The following is an 18,001-nucleotide window of genomic DNA, read 5'->3' on the forward strand; positions in this document are numbered from 1 at the left end:
AAATCAGGCCTTGAAAGCCGCTTAGTAAAGTGTCCAAGTTTTTGGGGTCACTTCAGAACGGCTTTTTTATTGGGGTGTCGATTTAGTCTTCAGCTACTTCAACTACTTCTTCAGTAGCTTCAACAACTGGACGGTCAACAAATTCAACATACGCCATAGGCGCTTTGTCACCAGTACGGAAACCGCATTTTAAAATGCGAATGTAACCACCTGGGCGAGCTTCATAACGAGGCCCTAATTCATTGAATAATTTACCCACTACTTCTTTATCACCAGTACGAGTCATTGCTAAACGACGGTTAGCAACGCTGTCAACTTTAGACAATGTAATTAATGGCTCAATTACGCGACGTAGTTCTTTTGCTTTTGGTAAAGTAGTTTTAATCACTTCGTGCTTAACCAAAGAACTTGCCATGTTTTTAAACATTGCTTTTCTGTGGCTGCTGTTGCGATTTAACTTACGACCACTCTTACGATGGCGCATAGCTCTATCCTTCTCTTAATCTGCGATTGATTCTGGTGGCCAATTCTCTAGACGCATGCCTAAAGATAAACCACGAGATGCAAGCACATCTTTAATTTCTGTTAATGACTTCTTACCAAGGTTAGGAGTTTTTAACAACTCAACCTCAGTACGCTGTACAAGGTCACCAATATACTGTACCGCTTCTGCTTTCAAGCAGTTAGCTGAACGAACAGTTAACTCTAAATCGTCGACTGGACGAAGTAGAATTGGATCAAATTCAGGCTTCTCTTCTTTGGCTTCTGGCTCAGAAACATCTCGTAAATCTACGAATGCATCAAGCTGTTCAGCTAAGATAGTAGCAGAGCGACGAATCGCTTCTTCTGGATCTAATGAACCGTTTGTTTCCATATCGATAATCAGCTTATCTAAATCTGTACGTTGTTCAACACGTGCAGCTTCAACTGAGTATGCAATACGCTCAACTGGACTATATGAAGCGTCAACAAGTAAACGACCAATTGGACGATCATCTTCTTCAGAGGTGCGACGCACTGATGCAGGTACATAACCACGGCCAGTCTCAACCTTAATACGCATGCTAATTTCTGCAGCGCCAGTTAGCGTACAAATAACATGTTCAGGGTTGATAATCTCAACGTCACCATCGTGCTGGATATCACCAGCTAAAACGGCACCCGCTCCAGATTTGACCAAAGTTAGAGTTGCTTCAGTTTTGCCTTCTAGACGAACTGCTAAATCTTTCAGATTAAGTAAGATTTCAATCACATCTTCTTGCACGCCTTCTTTGGTGCTGTATTCGTGCTGAACACCATCGATTTCAACTTCCGTTACCGCTACGCCAGGCATAGACGATAATAAAATACGACGTAGTGCGTTACCTAAAGTGTGACCGAAGCCACGCTCTAACGGCTCTAATACAACCTTTGCGCGCGTTGATGAAAGGTTTTCGATTTCCACCAATCTTGGTTTAAGGAATTCAGTTACAGATCCCATAGCATCCTCTTTTAGTTAACTTTACTTAGAGTAAAGTTCGACGATCAACTGTTCGTTAATTTCTGCAGATAAATCTGTTCTTTCTGGTAAACGTTTGAACGTACCTTCAAGTTTAGAGCCATCTACTTCAATCCAGGTTGGCTTCTCGCGTTGTTCTGCTAGTTCAACAGCAGCACCAATACGTGCTTGTTTTTTAGCTTTTTCACGAACAGAAACAGTTGTCTCTGCAGAAACCTTGAATGAAGGAATATTAACTACCTTTCCGTTTACACAAATCGCTTTGTGGCTTACTAACTGACGTGCTTCAGCACGTGTGCTAGCAAAACCCATACGATAAACTACGTTATCTAAACGTTGCTCTAAAAGCTGTAACAAGTTTTCACCTGTATTGCCTTTAAGACGCGCTGCTTCTTTGTAGTAGTTACGGAATTGTTTTTCTAATACGCCGTACATACGACGAACTTTTTGCTTCTCACGCAACTGCAAACCATAATCAGATAAACGACCACGACGAGCACCATGTTGGCCCGGAGCGTTATCTAACTTACATTTTGTATCAATTGCACGAACGCCACTTTTAAGGAATAAATCTGTTCCTTCGCGACGACTTAGTTTGAGTTTTGGACCCAAATATCTAGCCATGTTCTTTCTCCAACTGTCCGTCGATTAAACGCGACGTTTTTTCGGTGGACGGCAACCGTTGTGAGGAATAGGCGTCACATCGGTAATGTTTGTGATCTTGTAACCTGTAGCATTTAAAGCACGGATTGCAGATTCACGACCTGGACCCGGACCCTTAACAAATACTTCAAGATTCTTAAGACCGTATTCCTGAGCTGCTTCACCAGCACGTTCTGCAGCTACCTGAGCAGCAAAAGGTGTAGATTTACGCGAACCACGGAAACCAGAACCACCAGAAGTGGCCCAAGATAATGCATTACCTTGGCGGTCTGTTATAGTCACAATTGTGTTGTTGAAAGAAGCATGGATATGAGCCATACCATCAGCAACTTGACGTTTTGCGCGCTTACGTGCGCGAGTAGGTGCTTTAGCCATTATGTCCCCCGCTTACTTTTTAATAGGTTTACGAGGACCTTTACGGGTACGCGCATTAGTTTTAGTGCGCTGACCACGTAGAGGTAGACTACGACGGTGGCGAATACCACGGAAGCAACCTAGGTCCATTAAACGTTTAATACTCATTGATACTTCACGGCGGAGGTCACCCTCAACAGTAAATTTACCCACTTCATCACGAAGTTTATCAATAGTTGTTTCATCAAGATCTTTGATCTTGGTGTCTTCTGCAACACCTGCAGATGCACAAATGCTTTTCGCACGTGTAGCACCGATACCGAAAATTGCTTGTAACGCAATTACAGCATGCTTGTGTTCAGGAATGTTAATGCCAGCGATACGGGCCATTAACAGCACTCCTCATAGTTATGGTTGACAGCCTAAAAAGCCCGATAGGATACTTACCTGTCAACTAAATTGCAAATTAAAAGATAAACCACCTAGCTAACAAGTAGTAAACTACTGATAACTAGGTAAATTTAACTTCGTTGGATTAACCCTGCCTTTGCTTATGCTTAGGCTCTACACAAATCACTCTAACAACGCCGTTGCGTTTAATGATTTTGCAGTTACGGCAAATCTTTTTAACGGATGCACGAACTTTCATTTCATCACTCCGAAGGTACGAACTTATCGGCCATAGCCTTTAAGGTTCGCTTTTTTCAATACACTCTCATATTGACTAGACATCAAATGAGTTTGTACTTGCGCCATGAAATCCATAATTACTACCACAATGATAAGTAATGATGTGCCGCCAAAGTAGAATGGAACATTCCACGTTAACAACATGAATTCAGGCACCAAACAAACAAAGGTAATATACATTGCGCCAGCTAATGTTAGGCGAGTCATTACTTTGTCAAGATAACGTGAAGTTTGTTCACCAGGGCGAATACCAGGTACAAAAGCACCAGACTTCTTCAAGTTGTCCGCCGTCTCACGAGGATTGAAAGTCAATGCCGTGTAGAAGAAACAGAAGAAGATAATCGCCGCAGCGTACAAACCAACATATAACGGTTGACCTGGCGATAATAATAACGCCACATCTTGCAACCAAGACGTTGCTTCATTTTGACCAAACCACCCTGCAATAGTGCTCGGGAAAAGAATGATTGAAGAAGCAAAGATTGGTGGGATAACACCCGCCATATTCACTTTTAAAGGTAAGTGAGATGATTGCGCTTGGTACATCTTGTTACCTTGTTGACGTTTTGCATAATTCACCACAATGCGGCGCTGTGCACGTTCAACAAAGACAACTAAGAAAGTTAAGCCAAGAATAATCACTGCTATAAGCAATAAGAACAAAATGTTTAATTCACCTTGTCTAGCTTGCTCTGCTGTCTGACCTATCGCTGTTGGCAGACCAGCCACAATACCTGCAAAAATCAGTATGGAGATACCGTTACCAATACCTCTTTCAGTAATTTGCTCACCTAGCCACATAAGGAACATTGTTCCAGTTACTAAGCTGACAACTGCTGTAAAATAGAATCCAAACCCAGGATTGATCACCAAACCACTAACCAAGTTAGGCAGACCAGTCGCGACTCCAATTGATTGGAAAGTAGCAAGTACCAGTGTTAAGTAACGCGTGTACTTACTAATCTTACGACGACCTGCTTCACCTTCTTTCTTTAACTCCATCATCGGTGGATGCACAGATGATAATAGCTGAGTTATGATAGATGCAGTGATATAAGGCATAATCCCAAGCGCTAATACAGAAGCACGCTCTAAAGCACCACCTGAGAACATGTTAAACATTTCTACGATGGTACCTTTTTGTTGTTCAAATAATTGAGACAACACAGCGGCATCAATACCAGGGATCGGCACATAAGAACCTAAACGAAAAACAATGATCGCACCTAATACAAAGAACAATCTGCTTCGTAGTTCACTTAAGCCGTTTTTCGCGCCTGAATCTATACCCGGTTTAGCCATGGTTTATTCCTCTATTTTACCGCCGGCGGCTTCGATTGCTTCACGAGCGCCTTTAGTTACCTTCAAACCATTTACTGTTACAGCGCGGTTGATTTCACCACTCTTCATAACTTTAACGAATAAGATCTCTTTTTTCACAAGACCTGCTTCTTTTAAAGCTTCTAGAGTAACGACTTCACCTGCTACCTTTGCAATTTCACTTAACGTAACTTGGTCCGAAACGAACGATTTACGAGATGTGAAACCAAATTTAGGTAGACGACGCTGAATTGGCATTTGACCGCCTTCAAAACCTGGCTTAACAGACCCGCCTGAACGAGACTTTTGACCTTTGTGACCACGGCCACCAGTCTTACCTAAACCAGATCCGATACCGCGACCAACGCGCTTACCAGAATTTTTAGCTCCTGGTGCAGGAGCAAGAGTATTTAAACGCATCTTTTACTCCTCCACTATCTCAACCATGTAAAATACACGGTTGATCATGCCGCGAACGGCAGGGGTATCTTCTAATTCACGAACATGTCCAATCTTACGTAAGCCAAGACCCGTTAAGGTTGCTTTATGCTTAGGTAAACGACCGATTGCACTTTTTGTTTGTTTAACTTTTAGTGTTTTAGCCATGTTCAATTACCTCAGAATTTCGTCAACACGTAAACCACGTTTAGCAGCTACAGACTCTGGAGAGTTCATATCCACTAATGCATTGATTGTTGCACGTATGACGTTCATTGGGTTCGTAGATCCGTAACATTTTGACAGTACGTTTTGTACACCAGCTACTTCAAGTACTGCACGCATCGCACCACCGGCGATAATACCAGTACCTTCAGATGCAGGCTGCATGTAAACTTTAGAGCCAGAATGACGACCTTTGATAGGGTGTTGTAATGTATTGCCGTTAAGATCGACAGTAACTAAGTTACGGCGAGCTTTTTCCATTGCTTTCTGGATTGCAGCAGGAACTTCACGTGCCTTACCGTAACCAAAACCAACGCGACCATTGCCATCACCGACAACCGTTAAAGCAGTAAAACTAAAGATACGACCACCTTTAACTACTTTTGATACACGGTTAACAGCAACGAGCTTTTCATTCAAATCACCCTGTTGTTGATTTTCTACTTTAGCCATTTTCTACTCCTAGAACTGTAGACCAGCTTCGCGAGCTGCGTCTGCTAAGGCTTTCACACGGCCGTGGTATTTAAAGCCACTACGGTCAAAAGCAACAGATTTGATGCCTTTTTCAATAGCGCGCTCTGCGATAGCTTTACCAACTGCAGCAGCTGCTTCAGCGTTACCAGTTCCTTTAAGAGAACTTTTTAACGCAGCTTCAACTGTAGATGCAGCAGCAAGTACTTCAGAACCACTTGGTGCGATTAACTGAGCGTAAATGTGGCGTGGTGTGCGGTTAACAACCAAGCGATGTACGGCCAGTTCACTGATTTTTTTGCGGGCGCGAGTTGCGCGACGCAAGCGAGCTGTTTTTTTATCCATCGTATCACCCACCTACTTTTTCTTAGCTTCTTTACGACGTACAGCTTCATCAGCATAACGAACACCTTTACCTTTATAAGGCTCTGGCGGACGATAAGCGCGAATGTTAGCTGCAACCTGACCAACCACCTGCTTATCCGCGCCTTTGACGAGGATTTCAGTTTGGCTAGGAGTTTCTACGGTAATGCCAGCAGGCATTTCATAGACTACAGGGTGAGAAAAACCAAGAGTTAGGTTTAATTTAGCACCTTGCGCTTGCGCACGGTAACCAACACCATTTAACTCAAGTTTCTTTTCAAAACCTTGTGATACACCAATAACCATAGCGCTTAATAAAGAACGTGCTGTACCAGCTTGAGCCCAACCGTTAGCCGCATTTGCACGAGGTGCAGTTACTAACTGGTTTTCTTCTTGCTTGATTTCAACAGCGTCATTAAACGTACGAGTTAATGTGCCATTTTTACCTTTAACTGTAACGGCTTGACCAGCGATAGATACTTCTACGCCAGAGACCAAGTCGACAGGTGCTTTTGCTACTCGTGACATTGATTTCTCCCCGTTACGCTACATAGCCGATGATCTCACCGCCCATACCCGCTTTACGCGCTGCACGGTCAGTCATCACACCTTTTGATGTAGAAACAATTGCGACACCTAAACCACCCATTACTTTTGGTAACTCATCTTTTTTCTTATAGATGCGTAAACCAGGACGGCTGACTCGCTCAATAGTATCGATTACACGCTTACCTTCAAAGTACTTTAACGTTACTTCAAGAGTAGGCTTAACGTCACCAGAAACTGCATAGTCAGTAATGTAACCTTCTGCCTTTAATACTTCAGCAATCGCAACGCGTTGCTTAGAAGATGGCATAGCTACAGCTACTTTAGCAGCCAGTTGGCCGTTACGAATGCGGGTAAACATATCCGCTATAGGATCTTGCATGCTCATATTTGCTACTCCTTACCAGCTGGCTTTTTTAAGGCCAGGGACTTCACCACGCATTGCAGCTTCGCGAAGCTTAATACGAGAAAGACCAAATTTGCGTAGGAAACCATGTGGACGACCCGTTACACGGCAACGATTTTGTTGACGTGAACGTGATGAATCACGCGGCAGTTGTTGTAGCTTAAGTACAGCATTCCAACGATCTTCTTCCGAAGAATTAACATCGTTGATGATCGCTTTAAGCGCATTACGCTTTTCAGCATACTTGCTTACTAATTTAGCGCGTTTTGCTTCACGCGCCTTCATTGATTCTTTTGCCATAACCCTACACCTTACTTTTTAAATGGGAAGTTAAACGCTGTTAACAACGCTTTTGCTTCATCATTAGAGTTTGCGCTAGTAGTGATAGTAATATCCATACCACGAACCTTATCTACTTTATCGAAATCGATTTCAGGGAAGATAATCTGTTCTTTAACACCCATGCTATAGTTTCCACGTCCATCAAAAGACTTAGGATTCAAACCACGGAAGTCACGGATACGAGGAATCGTAATAGAGATTAAACGCTCTAAGAATTCCCACATACGTTCACCACGTAGGGTTACTTTACAGCCAATCGGATAACCTTCACGGATTTTAAAACCCGCTACTGATTTTCTCGCAACTGTAACAATCGGTTTTTGACCTGCGATTGCAGCCATATCGGCCTGCGCAGCTTCAAGAACTTTCTTGTCAGCAATTGCCTCACCTAAACCCATGTTTAGAGTGATTTTTTCAATCCGAGGGACTTGCATGACGCTTTTGTACCCGAACTGCTTTGCAAGTTCAGCTACTACTGTTTCTTTATAGAAATCATGCAGTTTCGCCATCGTACTCTCCAATTAATTAAACTAGTTCGCCGTTAGATTTGAAGAAACGAACTTTCTTCTCATCTTCGAAACGGAAACCAACGCGATCTGCTTTACCCGTTGCTGGGTTAACAATCGCTACATTTGACACATGTATAGTCGCTTCTTTCTCAATAATGCCACCTGGCTCACCCAATTGTGGGTTAGGCTTGGTGTGCTTCTTGATCATGTTCACGCCTTCTACAACTAAACGGTTTTCAGCTACCAGAACGCTAAGGACTTTGCCTTGCTTTCCTTTGTCTTTACCCGCTAATACGACTACTTCATCATCACGACGAATTTTTCTAGCCATTATCGTGACTCCTTATAGTACCTCGGGGGCCAGTGAAATAATCTTCATGAAGGAATCTCCACGAAGTTCACGAGTGACCGGGCCAAAGATACGCGTACCAATTGGTTGCTTGTTTGCATTAAGCAAAACAGCTGCGTTGTTATCGAAACGAATGGTTGAACCATCTGCACGACGTACGCCTTTTCTAGTACGCACCACCACTGCATTCAGGACATCACCTTTTTTTACTTTACCGCGAGGAATTGCTTCTTTCACAGTAACTTTGATGATATCACCGATATGTGCATAACGGCGATGCGAGCCACCAAGAACCTTAATACACTGAACCCTGCGAGCGCCAGAATTATCTGCGACATCCAGGTTAGTTTGCATTTGGATCATGTTAGTGCTCCGCTGTTAAATTAAGACTCAAATGAGCCATAAAACTGCCAAAACCTTAATAAAATTAAAGAATTAGCCTATTACCCTCACAAAAAGGGCGCGCAATGATAACAAAAAATGAAAGAATGTGATACCCCTAATGTACTTTTATTTATACATTTGGAGATAGAAGAATATACGCAGGCATAATTTTTTATACCTGCTAAATATAGTGGGGTAAGTTTAGTCTATTACGGTATTTAAATACTGCGTTGCCTAACTATTTCGTACAAACATATTCCAGTTGCAACAGAGACATTAAGACTTGATACAGAACCATGCATTGGTAATTTTATCAGCTCATCACAGCGTTCACGAGTCAACCGACGCATGCCTTTTCCTTCGGCTCCCATCACCAACGCAACAGATTTTGGTAAAGCACTTGCATATATGGTTTGTTCAGCCTCGCCAGCGGTGCCGATAACCCAAACGCCTTGTTCTTGTAACTCCGTGATAGTACGCGCTAAGTTAGTCACTTGAATTAAAGGAATGACATCCGCCGCACCACAAGCAACTTTACGTACCGTTCCATTGAGAGTCGCTGATTTATCCTTTGGTACAATAACCGCATCGACCCCTGCAGCATCAGCTGTACGTAACACTGCTCCTAAGTTATGCGGATCAGTGACCCCATCGAGCAGCAGTAAAAAAGGTTGTTTGGTGTTTCCTAACAGATTATCCAAATCCGTTTCAGTCAATGGCTTTGCTGGTAAAGCTCTTGCGACTATGCCTTGGTGTTGTTCACCTTGGGTTTTATCATCTAACACTTTACGCTGCGCAAACTGCACACTGATTTTATTTTTTCGAGCTAAGTTTACGACTTTGTGCAGACGCTCATCATCTCGACCCTTGGCGATAAATAGCTCTAAAATTCGGCTCGGATCACGTTCTAGGATTGCCGATAAAGCGTGAATGCCATAAAGCCATTCTGATTGTTGTGCCATGTTTTTTTCTCTGTATGTAAAGCTATAAGCAACATTTACCTATGCTATTTTCTATGTTTTGATTGTTTCTTCTTTTTCTTATCACGAGAAGAAGATTTGCCTTTTTTAGCTTTTGGAGGACGAACTTTGGGTGCGTCGGTACCCGGCTTACTCGGTCCTTTTCTTGCCTTGGTGCTTTTTTTACGTTTACTCTTCGGCATATCAGGTTCGCTATTCGCAAGGATGAGGTCTATCTTGCGATCATCTAGATTCACGCCTGCCACTTTGACTTCCAAGCTATCCCCTAAACGGAATACCCGTCCAGAAGCCTCACCTATCAACATCTGTTTTACGTCATCGAAACGATAATAGTCATTCCCCAAAGCGGTGACATGGACCAAACCATCAATACCAAAATCCGTGATACGTACAAATAAACCGAAATTAGTCACCGAAGCAACGACAGCTTGGAAGACATCACCAACATGATCTTGCATGAATTCGCATTTCAGCCAATCAGCAACATCACGTGTCGCATCATCAGCACGGCGCTCTGTCATAGAGCATTGCTCCCCCAACGATTCGACTTCTTCGCTGCTATAGAGTTTACCGCCAGTTGTCGATTTCAACGATTTTTGCTTAGCTAACACACCTTTTATAGCACGATGAACGACTAAATCAGGATAGCGTCTGATAGGAGAGGTGAAGTGTGCATATTCCTCTAGTGCTAGACCAAAATGACCAATATTCTCGTTATCGTACACCGCTTGTTTCATCGAACGTAGCAACATTGTTTGAATCAATTCACTATCCGCGCGATTGCGTACCTTTTGCATAACATGAGTAAATGCTGACGCTGATGTATCACTTGCTAACTTATGCGTAACTCCAACCTCTGCTAAATACGAGGTAAATGATAACAGTCGGTCAGGATCGGGCTTATCATGTACCCTATACAACCCTTCCGCTTTATTCTTAGCCAAGAATTTAGCAGTGCATACATTGGCTAAGATCATGCATTCTTCGATAAGTTTATGTGCATCATTGCGATGTAAGGCAACAATATTTTCTATTTTACGCTGAGCGTTAAACACAAACTTACTTTCATTGGTTTCAAATTCGACTGCACCGCGAGCATCTCTAGCCGTTTTTAAGACTTTGTACAATGCCTGTAAATTCTCTAAATCATCAACAAAAGCTGCGTAACGCTCTCTTAACTCTGTATCGCCATCTAAAATAGCTGCTACCTTTGTGTAAGTGAAACGTGCATGGGAGCGCATCACCGCTTCAAAGAATTGATAACTGTTACACTGACCGTCTAAGTCAATATGCATCTCACAGACCATGCACAGACGGTCTACTTCTGGATTCAAGGAACACAATCCATTAGATAGTACTTCGGGAAGCATCGGGATAACTTGGGCCGGAAAATAAACTGAATTACCTCGATTGATAGCTTCCTGATCAAGCGCTGAACCAGGACGCACATAATAACTCACATCAGCTATCGCGACATATAACTTATAGCCAGAGACTAAACCGTCCTGTGTTAATGTCTGACAATAAACAGCATCATCAAAATCACGCGCATCTTCGCCATCAATCGTAATTAAAGGGATATCTCGCAGATCGATGCGGCCTTGTTTAGCCTCTTCAGGAACTTGTTCACCTAGTGGAGCGACTTGCTTTTCAACCGCTTTGGGCCAAACATGAGGGATGTCAAAGGTCCGCAAAGCCATTTCGATTTCCATTCCAGGAGCCAAGTGTTCTCCGAGAACTTCCAGCACCTTACCTGCGGGGCTTGATATTTTACTTGGGCGTTTGACAAATTCGACGACTACCACATTGCCTTGGCGCGCACCTTTGGTGTCTTGTGGACCAATAAAAATTTCGTGTTGAATTCTACTGTCATCTGGGATCACGACTGCCACACCATGCTCCACAAAGAATCGCCCCACTATGGGCTCAGGGCGAGGCGTCACAACTTTGGTAATGCGTGCTTCATTGCGACCTTTGCGATCAACCCCCTTACTGACAGCTTGGACAATATCACCATGTACGACATTTTTCATTTGTCCTGCCGATAAATACCAGTCTTTTTCTTCCCTGCTAATGTGCAAGAAACCAAAACCATCACGATGACCAATAACTCTTCCTGTCAGTATTTCGTCCTGGGCCTGAGGTTCGTATTTTTTCTTCGCAGTGAATCGAATTTGCCCTTCACGCTCCATCGCTCTTAGACGCCGTTGGATACCTACTTGTTGCAAATCTTCTCGAGCATCAACTAAAACGCAAATCTCCATAAAAGATAAGGCTTGTTTAGCGGCGACTAAAACTTCCAGAAGGTGTTCGCGGCTAGCGACAGGATTTTCATATTTGGCTTTTTCGCGGGCAAAATGCGGGTCTTGTGACATTTAATATCTATGTTTTACTTAATTTTATAAAGTATAACAAGGATATACGAAAAGGGGTAATCTAATCGACATATTCCCCTTTTCACATCAATTACTCAGGTGTTTGGCAATTTTATTGGGTTTTTAGGTATTCATCAGCAATGCGGATACTTTGTCCACTCATACGTTGGGCCAGGCGTTGACGCTTAGCAACTATAGACGCCTGATATGCTTTATCTGCTGTAATAACTTGCGACAACCAAATATAGGCATCTTGATAATCATATGGACTGCCATAACCTTGTAAGAATAAATCGACTAACTGTACTAATGCCTTTTCAGAGCCCAGTGCAGAAGCCTCTCGAAGATACAAAATGGCTTTGTTATAGTCTTGATTTATCAGTGTACCTGTTCTGGCGTAACGTCCTAAGTGCTCTAATCCCGCCGGGAAACCTTGGTTAGCAGATTCTTGCATATACAAAATACCTGATTTGGGATCTCTTTCTACACACACGCCCCAGGCAAGCATATCCCCCCATAAAAATTGGTAAGCAGGAATTTCTAACACTGTCGCTCTAGCTTCAATATCTTCCACCAGTTGGCAGCGATCTAACTTCACTCTTTGCAGATGTGTATTTTCGTTAATTAAACGAATGAGCTCACTTTGTGAATACAGTTGAATAGCCTTTATCTCATTGGGATCTGTGGGCGGTAATTGCCCATCAAATTCTTGGGCTTCGCTACTTAAAGGCATAAAGCAACATGAGAGTATTAACACTGCTAAGAGCGGGTATAAATGTTTATCTAATCGGTACACATAGTTCACAATATATTTTCCTCAAGACCTCAATGTTTTATCGGCAATTTACATTTTTCATTGAATTTTTCTCCTTCTGCACAGAGAAACTGATCATATAAGGGGTTGTTTTGGTATACTTAGACATGTTTTTACCTAGCTAGGTCCCTGATAACTATGCAATATAAAGATTTGCGAGATTTTATCCAACAACTCGAAGCCCAAGGCAAGCTCCTCAGGATTTCTCAGCCGATAAGTACTGAGTTAGAAATGACGGAAATTGCAGACCGTACTTTACGAGCGGGAGGTCCAGCGCTGCTTTTTGAAAATCCAATCGGTCATGATATGCCCGTATTGGCTAATCTATTCGGTACACCAGAGCGAGTTGCCATGGGTATGGGTCAAGATTCTGTGCACGCACTTCGCGATGTAGGAAAATTACTGGCTTACCTTAAAGAACCAGATCCACCCAAAGGCTTAAAAGACCTTTGGAGTAAACTTCCCGTCTTTAAGCAAGTGTTGAATATGCCAGCAAAAGTGATCAAAAAAGCACCTTGCCAAGAAGTTGTTATCAGTGGTGATGATGTCGATCTAAGTAAAATTCCTGTACAACGTTGTTGGCCTGGCGACGCTGCACCACTTATTACGTGGGGTCTTACCGTTACGCGAGGCCCACATAAAAAGCGCCAAAACCTCGGAATTTATCGCCAGCAAGTTATAGGGAAAAACAAAATCATTATGCGTTGGCTTTCGCATCGCGGCGGTGCTTTAGATTTTAGAGAATGGTGCCAGCAAAATCCAAACAAACCTTATCCAGTCTCTGTTGCTTTAGGCGCTGATCCGGCCACCATTCTGGGTGCTGTAACACCCGTTCCAGATACTTTATCAGAGTACGCTTTTGCAGGGTTGTTACGTGGTAGCAAAACTGAAGTTACTGCGTCTGTATCCAATGACCTACAAGTACCTGCGAATGCTGAAATCGTCCTTGAGGGTTTCATAATGCCTGGTGAGATGGCACCTGAGGGTCCATATGGTGACCATACTGGTTATTACAATGAAGTCGATGACTTCCCAGTACTGACTGTGACACATATCACGCACCGCAAAGATCCCATTTATCATTCAACTTATACTGGTAGGCCACCTGACGAACCGGCGATTTTAGGCGTTGCATTGAACGAGGTATTTGTGCCAATTTTACAAAAGCAGTTTCCTGAAATCACTGATTTTTATCTACCGCCTGAGGGATGTTCCTATCGTATGGCAATCGTCACGATGAAGAAACAGTACCCAGGTCATGCCAAACGTGTCATGTTAGGTGTTTGGTCATTCTTGCGTCAGTTCATGTATACCAAGTTCGTAATTGTCTGTGATGACGATATCGATGCACGTAATTGGGAGGACGTGATCTGGGCTATTACTACTCGAATGGATCCTACAAGGGACACAACTTTAATTGACAATACACCAATTGACTATTTAGATTTTGCCTCACCTGTGTCAGGCTTAGGCTCTAAGATGGGGATGGACGCCACTAATAAAATGCCTGGTGAAACAGACCGGGAATGGGGCGAACCGATTGTTATGGATCCAGAAGTCACCGCCAAGATAGATACTTTATGGGATAGTTTAGGCATCGATGCCTTAATCCCAAACACTAAAAAACAGTAAGAGAGCTCATGCAACTAAATTTAAAAACCATAGAAAATGTCGGTCATGACGTTTATCGTATCATTCTGTCATCAGACGAAGTCCTTACCTATGAGGCTGGACAATACCTATTAGTTAAGATGGGTGCAAATGATGAAAGACCATTCTCTATTGCGAGCAGTCCTAGTAAAGATCGCTTTATTGAGTTGCACATTGGCGCGACTCCAGAGAACCCATATGCTTGGGATGTTATTGAGCAACTGCGTACTAAAGGGAATATTCAAGTATCACTGGCTAATGGTAAAGCTTATCTACAGCCTGATGAAAAAACCATTGTGTTGGTCGCAGGTGGTACTGGATATTCTTACGTCAAATCTATTGCATATGAAGCAGTGACTCAACAACTTGAAAATGACATTCATATTTTCTGGGGAGCAAAAGAGTTTAGCCAATTGTACGAAGCAGAAGCGCTGACAAACCTAGCGCACGACCACGATAATATCTTCTTTCATCCGGTTGTAGAGGGTGCCGATGAGGACTGGTCTGGCGCTACAGGTTTAGTTCACCAAGCAGTGTTAAACCATTTTACTGACTTAAGTCATCTACAAGTGTATATTGCTGGTCCTTTCCCTATGGCCAAAGTTGCTAGGGAAGACTATACCAACGCCGGTTTACCAAATTCTGCATTATTTGGTGATGCTTACGCTTTTATCTAAACGTAAGTAATCATTTTTTAAGAAAAACAGACAAAAAAAAGCCGCTCATATTTGAGCGGCTTTTTAGTAAGAATAAGATTCTTAGATAGCTGTTACGTTAGCAGCTTGTAGGCCTTTTTGACCGTCTTCGATTTCAAAAGAAACCTTTTGACCTTCTGGTAACGTTTTGTAACCTTCAGACTGGATAGCACGGAAATGTACGAATACATCTTTGCCACCGTTATCTTGAGTAATAAAACCATAACCTTTATCGGCATTGAACCACTTAACAGAACCTGTTACTTTAGACATAATGTCACCTTAATATAGTAAATAAATTTAAACGCCTAACTGCGTATCTTGTTTTCAAATAGGGTGCTTATAGGCGTTTGTCTTACTAAAAAATAGTGAAACTTTCATTCCACAAAGACTTATAAGGCTGATAACAAATAATACATGCCTAATTGAATACCCGGTCAGCATAGCACCTATATAGTATTTATCAAAGCAAAAAGTTCATATTTATAAAGATAAATATGAACTTCCTAGTGGCTATATGTACACATGCCTATACGGACATATGGACTAAGGCGTTAAGGCTTTTTCACCTCTAGCAAGACCGCAAGCCCCGGTTCTAGCTGACTCTAAAATAGTGGCGCTATGTTTTAACGTTACCAAGAATGCATCTAACTTATCGACATTCCCCGTTAATTCAATCGTATAATTAACTGCGCTTACATCCAATATTTTTGCTCTGAATATGTCAACAGTACGCATAACATCGTTGCGTGATGCTTCGTTGTTAGCCACCACCTTCACTAACATCAACTCTCTTTCAACATGTGGAGAGTCTGTTAATTCAGTTACTTTCAGAACATCAATCAACTTATTCATCTGTTTGATGATTTGTTCAATCACTTTATCATCGCCCTGTGTAGCTATTGTCAAACGCGATAAGCTATCGTCATCGGTGGTCGATACACAAAGAGAGTCAACGTTATAACCACGTTGTGAAAACACACCAACAATTCGTGACAAAGCACCTGGGGCATTTTCCATTAATACTGAGATAATACGTTTCATATTAAGTACGCTCCGTCTTACTTAGGCGCATTTCATCCATCGCCCCATATTTGATTTGCATTGGATAAACGTGTTCATTTTGATCTACGGCAATGTCCATAAAGACTAACCGGTTTTTCTCCGCAAAACAGCGCTCCATAGCATCGTCTAATTCTTCTAACTTATCTACTTTGATGCCAATATGGCCATATGCTTCCACTAATTTTATAAAATCAGGCATTGAGTCCATGTAAGAACTAGAGTGACGACCTTGATAAATCATATCTTGCCATTGGCGCACCATACCCAAGGCACGGTTATTTAAAGTAATGATTTTAATCGGTAAGTTATATTGTAAGCACGTCGATAATTCTTGAATATTCATTTGAATACTTCCATCGCCAGTCACCACTACCGAAGTGGCTTCAGGGTGTGCAAACTGTACCCCCATAGCAGCCGGTAAACCAAAGCCCATGGTGCCTAAGCCACCTGAGTTAATCCACTGACGCGGTTTAGCAAATGGATAATATAAAGCAGCAAACATTTGATGTTGGCCAACATCAGAGCTAACAAAAGCTTCACCATTAGTATGCTTATATAAAGCTTCGATAACTTTTTGTGGTTTGATAACCTCGCTTGGTTGCTCAAAGCTCAAACACTGCTGACTTCTCCAACCTTCAATTTGCTTCCACCAATCAGCTAGTTTTGCTTTTTGTTCTGAAAAATCACTTCCAGCTAACGCTTCCAAAATTTGTTGTACGACAGTATCTACCGATCCTACAACCGGAATATGTGCCTTCACAGTTTTAGAAATAGACGCAGGGTCAATATCGACGTGAATAATATCTGCATAAGGACAGAATTTTTCAACATTATTAGTCACTCGATCATCAAAACGAGCACCCAAAGCAACGATGCAATCTGCATTGTGCATGGTTTTGTTAGCTTCAACGGTACCATGCATGCCCAGCATCCCAACAAATTGTGGATGTACCCCAGAGAAGGCACCTAACCCCATTAGCGTACATGTCACTGGACAATGAAGCAGTTCAGCAAGCTCCGTGACTTTACCTTGGGCCTCTGCGGTAATCGCTCCACCACCTACATATAACACTGGGCGTTTAGCCGCTTGGATGGATTTTACCGCCTTACCAATCTGCTTATTATGACCTTTTAAAACAGGATTGTAAGAACGTAAAGTCACATCAGTAGGGAACTCATATGGGTGTTCCTCAGCTACATTAACTATGTCTTTAGGTAAATCAACAACTACCGGGCCTGGACGACCAGTATTTGCAATATAATAAGCTTGTGCAATCGCTTTAGGAATATCAACAGCGCGCTTCACTAGAAAGCTGTGTTTGACGATAGGACGGGAGCAACCCACCATATCTGTTTCTTGGAAAGCATCTTCACCGATATGCTGAGAAGGAACCTGCCCTGATAAAACTACCATTGGGATAGAGTCCATGTAAGCTGTTGCAATACCCGTAATAGTGTTCGTTGCTCCAGGACCAGAAGTGACCAGTACCGTACCAGTAATACCAGTTGATCGTGCATAACCATCTGCCATGTGAGCAGCAGCTTGCTCATGACGTACCAAAACATGCTCGACCTCATCCTGAGCAAATAATGCGTCATAAATATCTAAGACGGCACCACCAGGATAACCAAACACATGTTTTACCCCAAGGTCATTAAGGGTTTGCACTACCATTGCAGCGCCAGACATCATCTTCACGATCTCTCTCCATTAAAAAATTTAACTAATAATAAAAGTGTACTTCACGAATTAGGAAGAATAAACAGAAAAAAACCAAATGGTGAAAAACTTATCCATATATACATAAAAATTAGGACAAATATTCTAATTTAGTATTAATAGGACGGGTGATTTAGGATTTTT

25 protein-coding genes are annotated in these 18,001 nt (G+C 42.4%); 2 read left to right on the forward strand and 23 right to left on the reverse strand.

Going from position 1 to position 18,001, the window contains the following annotated elements:
* Nucleotides 1-82 precede the first annotated feature (82 nt).
* The 20 genes from rplQ to NLF92_RS11235 all read right to left on the reverse strand — a co-directional run bounded on the left by rplQ (nucleotide 83) and on the right by NLF92_RS11235 (nucleotide 12,646).
* A complete protein-coding gene (gene rplQ / locus NLF92_RS11140) occupies nucleotides 83-484 on the reverse strand; it encodes a 50S ribosomal protein L17 (RefSeq protein ID WP_254101917.1) in 402 nt (133 codons plus the stop codon).
* Between the two features lie 15 nt (nucleotides 485-499).
* Nucleotides 500-1,480: a DNA-directed RNA polymerase subunit alpha gene (locus NLF92_RS11145; RefSeq protein WP_254101919.1), complete on the reverse strand. Its 981-nt coding sequence runs from the start codon at nucleotides 1,478-1,480 to the stop codon at nucleotides 500-502.
* 21 nt (nucleotides 1,481-1,501) lie between these two features.
* Entirely contained in the window at nucleotides 1,502-2,122 is a 621-nt protein-coding gene (rpsD, locus tag NLF92_RS11150; protein ID WP_254101926.1) for a 30S ribosomal protein S4, read from the reverse strand.
* A gap of 24 nt (nucleotides 2,123-2,146) precedes the next feature.
* Complete coding sequence (gene rpsK, locus NLF92_RS11155; RefSeq protein WP_254101928.1) at nucleotides 2,147-2,536, reverse strand: 30S ribosomal protein S11; 390 nt, start codon at nucleotides 2,534-2,536, stop codon at nucleotides 2,147-2,149.
* A gap of 12 nt (nucleotides 2,537-2,548) precedes the next feature.
* Nucleotides 2,549-2,905, reverse strand: a complete 357-nt coding sequence (rpsM, locus tag NLF92_RS11160; RefSeq protein ID WP_254101930.1) for a 30S ribosomal protein S13 — start codon at nucleotides 2,903-2,905, stop codon at nucleotides 2,549-2,551.
* Between the two features lie 145 nt (nucleotides 2,906-3,050).
* Nucleotides 3,051-3,164 carry a 50S ribosomal protein L36 gene (rpmJ, locus tag NLF92_RS11165; protein WP_075607266.1) on the reverse strand — a complete coding sequence of 38 codons (114 nt, stop codon included), beginning with the start codon at nucleotides 3,162-3,164 and terminating at the stop codon, nucleotides 3,051-3,053.
* Nucleotides 3,165-3,187: 23 nt separating this feature from the next.
* Nucleotides 3,188-4,507 carry a preprotein translocase subunit SecY gene (gene secY, locus NLF92_RS11170; RefSeq protein WP_254101937.1) on the reverse strand — a complete coding sequence of 440 codons (1,320 nt, stop codon included), beginning with the start codon at nucleotides 4,505-4,507 and terminating at the stop codon, nucleotides 3,188-3,190.
* A 3-nt stretch (nucleotides 4,508-4,510) separates the two neighbouring features.
* Nucleotides 4,511-4,945 (reverse strand): 50S ribosomal protein L15, encoded by a 435-nt coding sequence (gene rplO / locus NLF92_RS11175; protein ID WP_254101939.1) that lies wholly within the window; start codon nucleotides 4,943-4,945, stop codon nucleotides 4,511-4,513.
* Nucleotides 4,946-4,948: 3 nt separating this feature from the next.
* On the reverse strand, nucleotides 4,949-5,131 hold the full coding sequence (gene rpmD, locus NLF92_RS11180) for a 50S ribosomal protein L30 (protein WP_254101941.1): 183 nt from the start codon (nucleotides 5,129-5,131) through the stop codon (nucleotides 4,949-4,951).
* Between the two features lie 6 nt (nucleotides 5,132-5,137).
* Nucleotides 5,138-5,641 (reverse strand): 30S ribosomal protein S5, encoded by a 504-nt coding sequence (gene rpsE / locus NLF92_RS11185; protein ID WP_254101943.1) that lies wholly within the window; start codon nucleotides 5,639-5,641, stop codon nucleotides 5,138-5,140.
* A gap of 9 nt (nucleotides 5,642-5,650) precedes the next feature.
* Nucleotides 5,651-6,004 (reverse strand): 50S ribosomal protein L18, encoded by a 354-nt coding sequence (gene rplR / locus NLF92_RS11190; RefSeq protein ID WP_254101945.1) that lies wholly within the window; start codon nucleotides 6,002-6,004, stop codon nucleotides 5,651-5,653.
* Between the two features lie 12 nt (nucleotides 6,005-6,016).
* Nucleotides 6,017-6,550 carry a 50S ribosomal protein L6 gene (gene rplF / locus NLF92_RS11195; protein ID WP_254101947.1) on the reverse strand — a complete coding sequence of 178 codons (534 nt, stop codon included), beginning with the start codon at nucleotides 6,548-6,550 and terminating at the stop codon, nucleotides 6,017-6,019.
* Between the two features lie 13 nt (nucleotides 6,551-6,563).
* Nucleotides 6,564-6,956, reverse strand: coding sequence for a 30S ribosomal protein S8 (gene rpsH, locus NLF92_RS11200; protein ID WP_254101949.1), 393 nt, complete (start codon nucleotides 6,954-6,956; stop codon nucleotides 6,564-6,566).
* 12 nt (nucleotides 6,957-6,968) lie between these two features.
* Nucleotides 6,969-7,274 carry a 30S ribosomal protein S14 gene (rpsN, locus tag NLF92_RS11205; RefSeq protein ID WP_254101956.1) on the reverse strand — a complete coding sequence of 102 codons (306 nt, stop codon included), beginning with the start codon at nucleotides 7,272-7,274 and terminating at the stop codon, nucleotides 6,969-6,971.
* A gap of 11 nt (nucleotides 7,275-7,285) precedes the next feature.
* The gene (rplE, locus tag NLF92_RS11210) at nucleotides 7,286-7,825 is read right to left on the reverse strand and encodes a 50S ribosomal protein L5 (RefSeq protein ID WP_254101958.1); all 540 of its coding nucleotides are present in this window, start codon (nucleotides 7,823-7,825) and stop codon (nucleotides 7,286-7,288) included.
* A gap of 16 nt (nucleotides 7,826-7,841) precedes the next feature.
* Nucleotides 7,842-8,156, reverse strand: coding sequence for a 50S ribosomal protein L24 (gene rplX / locus NLF92_RS11215; protein ID WP_254101960.1), 315 nt, complete (start codon nucleotides 8,154-8,156; stop codon nucleotides 7,842-7,844).
* Nucleotides 8,157-8,168: 12 nt separating this feature from the next.
* Nucleotides 8,169-8,537: a 50S ribosomal protein L14 gene (gene rplN / locus NLF92_RS11220; RefSeq protein WP_008846203.1), complete on the reverse strand. Its 369-nt coding sequence runs from the start codon at nucleotides 8,535-8,537 to the stop codon at nucleotides 8,169-8,171.
* A gap of 239 nt (nucleotides 8,538-8,776) precedes the next feature.
* The gene (gene rlmB, locus NLF92_RS11225; protein WP_254101962.1) at nucleotides 8,777-9,520 is read right to left on the reverse strand and encodes a 23S rRNA (guanosine(2251)-2'-O)-methyltransferase RlmB; all 744 of its coding nucleotides are present in this window, start codon (nucleotides 9,518-9,520) and stop codon (nucleotides 8,777-8,779) included.
* A gap of 44 nt (nucleotides 9,521-9,564) precedes the next feature.
* Complete coding sequence (rnr, locus tag NLF92_RS11230) at nucleotides 9,565-11,913, reverse strand: ribonuclease R (protein WP_254101964.1); 2,349 nt, start codon at nucleotides 11,911-11,913, stop codon at nucleotides 9,565-9,567.
* Between the two features lie 112 nt (nucleotides 11,914-12,025).
* Nucleotides 12,026-12,646, reverse strand: coding sequence for a tetratricopeptide repeat protein (locus NLF92_RS11235; RefSeq protein WP_254101966.1), 621 nt, complete (start codon nucleotides 12,644-12,646; stop codon nucleotides 12,026-12,028).
* A gap of 219 nt (nucleotides 12,647-12,865) precedes the next feature.
* Between NLF92_RS11235 and ubiD the strand changes: the two genes are divergently transcribed.
* Nucleotides 12,866-14,359, forward strand: a complete 1,494-nt coding sequence (ubiD, locus tag NLF92_RS11240; protein ID WP_254101968.1) for a 4-hydroxy-3-polyprenylbenzoate decarboxylase — start codon at nucleotides 12,866-12,868, stop codon at nucleotides 14,357-14,359.
* An 8-nt stretch (nucleotides 14,360-14,367) separates the two neighbouring features.
* The gene (fre, locus tag NLF92_RS11245) at nucleotides 14,368-15,054 is read left to right on the forward strand and encodes an NAD(P)H-flavin reductase (protein ID WP_254101969.1); all 687 of its coding nucleotides are present in this window, start codon (nucleotides 14,368-14,370) and stop codon (nucleotides 15,052-15,054) included.
* 81 nt (nucleotides 15,055-15,135) lie between these two features.
* Here the strand turns inward: fre and cspE are convergent, their stop codons facing one another.
* The 3 genes from cspE to NLF92_RS11260 form a co-directional block, all read right to left on the reverse strand.
* Nucleotides 15,136-15,345 carry a transcription antiterminator/RNA stability regulator CspE gene (gene cspE, locus NLF92_RS11250; protein WP_254101971.1) on the reverse strand — a complete coding sequence of 70 codons (210 nt, stop codon included), beginning with the start codon at nucleotides 15,343-15,345 and terminating at the stop codon, nucleotides 15,136-15,138.
* Between the two features lie 273 nt (nucleotides 15,346-15,618).
* Complete coding sequence (ilvN, locus tag NLF92_RS11255; RefSeq protein WP_254101978.1) at nucleotides 15,619-16,116, reverse strand: acetolactate synthase small subunit; 498 nt, start codon at nucleotides 16,114-16,116, stop codon at nucleotides 15,619-15,621.
* A gap of 1 nt (nucleotide 16,117) precedes the next feature.
* Nucleotides 16,118-17,836, reverse strand: coding sequence for an acetolactate synthase 3 large subunit (locus NLF92_RS11260; RefSeq protein ID WP_254101980.1), 1,719 nt, complete (start codon nucleotides 17,834-17,836; stop codon nucleotides 16,118-16,120).
* Nucleotides 17,837-18,001 lie beyond the last annotated feature (165 nt).

The sequence above is a fragment of the Opacimonas viscosa genome, assembly GCF_024199005.1.
Taxonomy (GTDB): domain Bacteria; phylum Pseudomonadota; class Gammaproteobacteria; order Enterobacterales; family Alteromonadaceae; genus Opacimonas; species Opacimonas viscosa.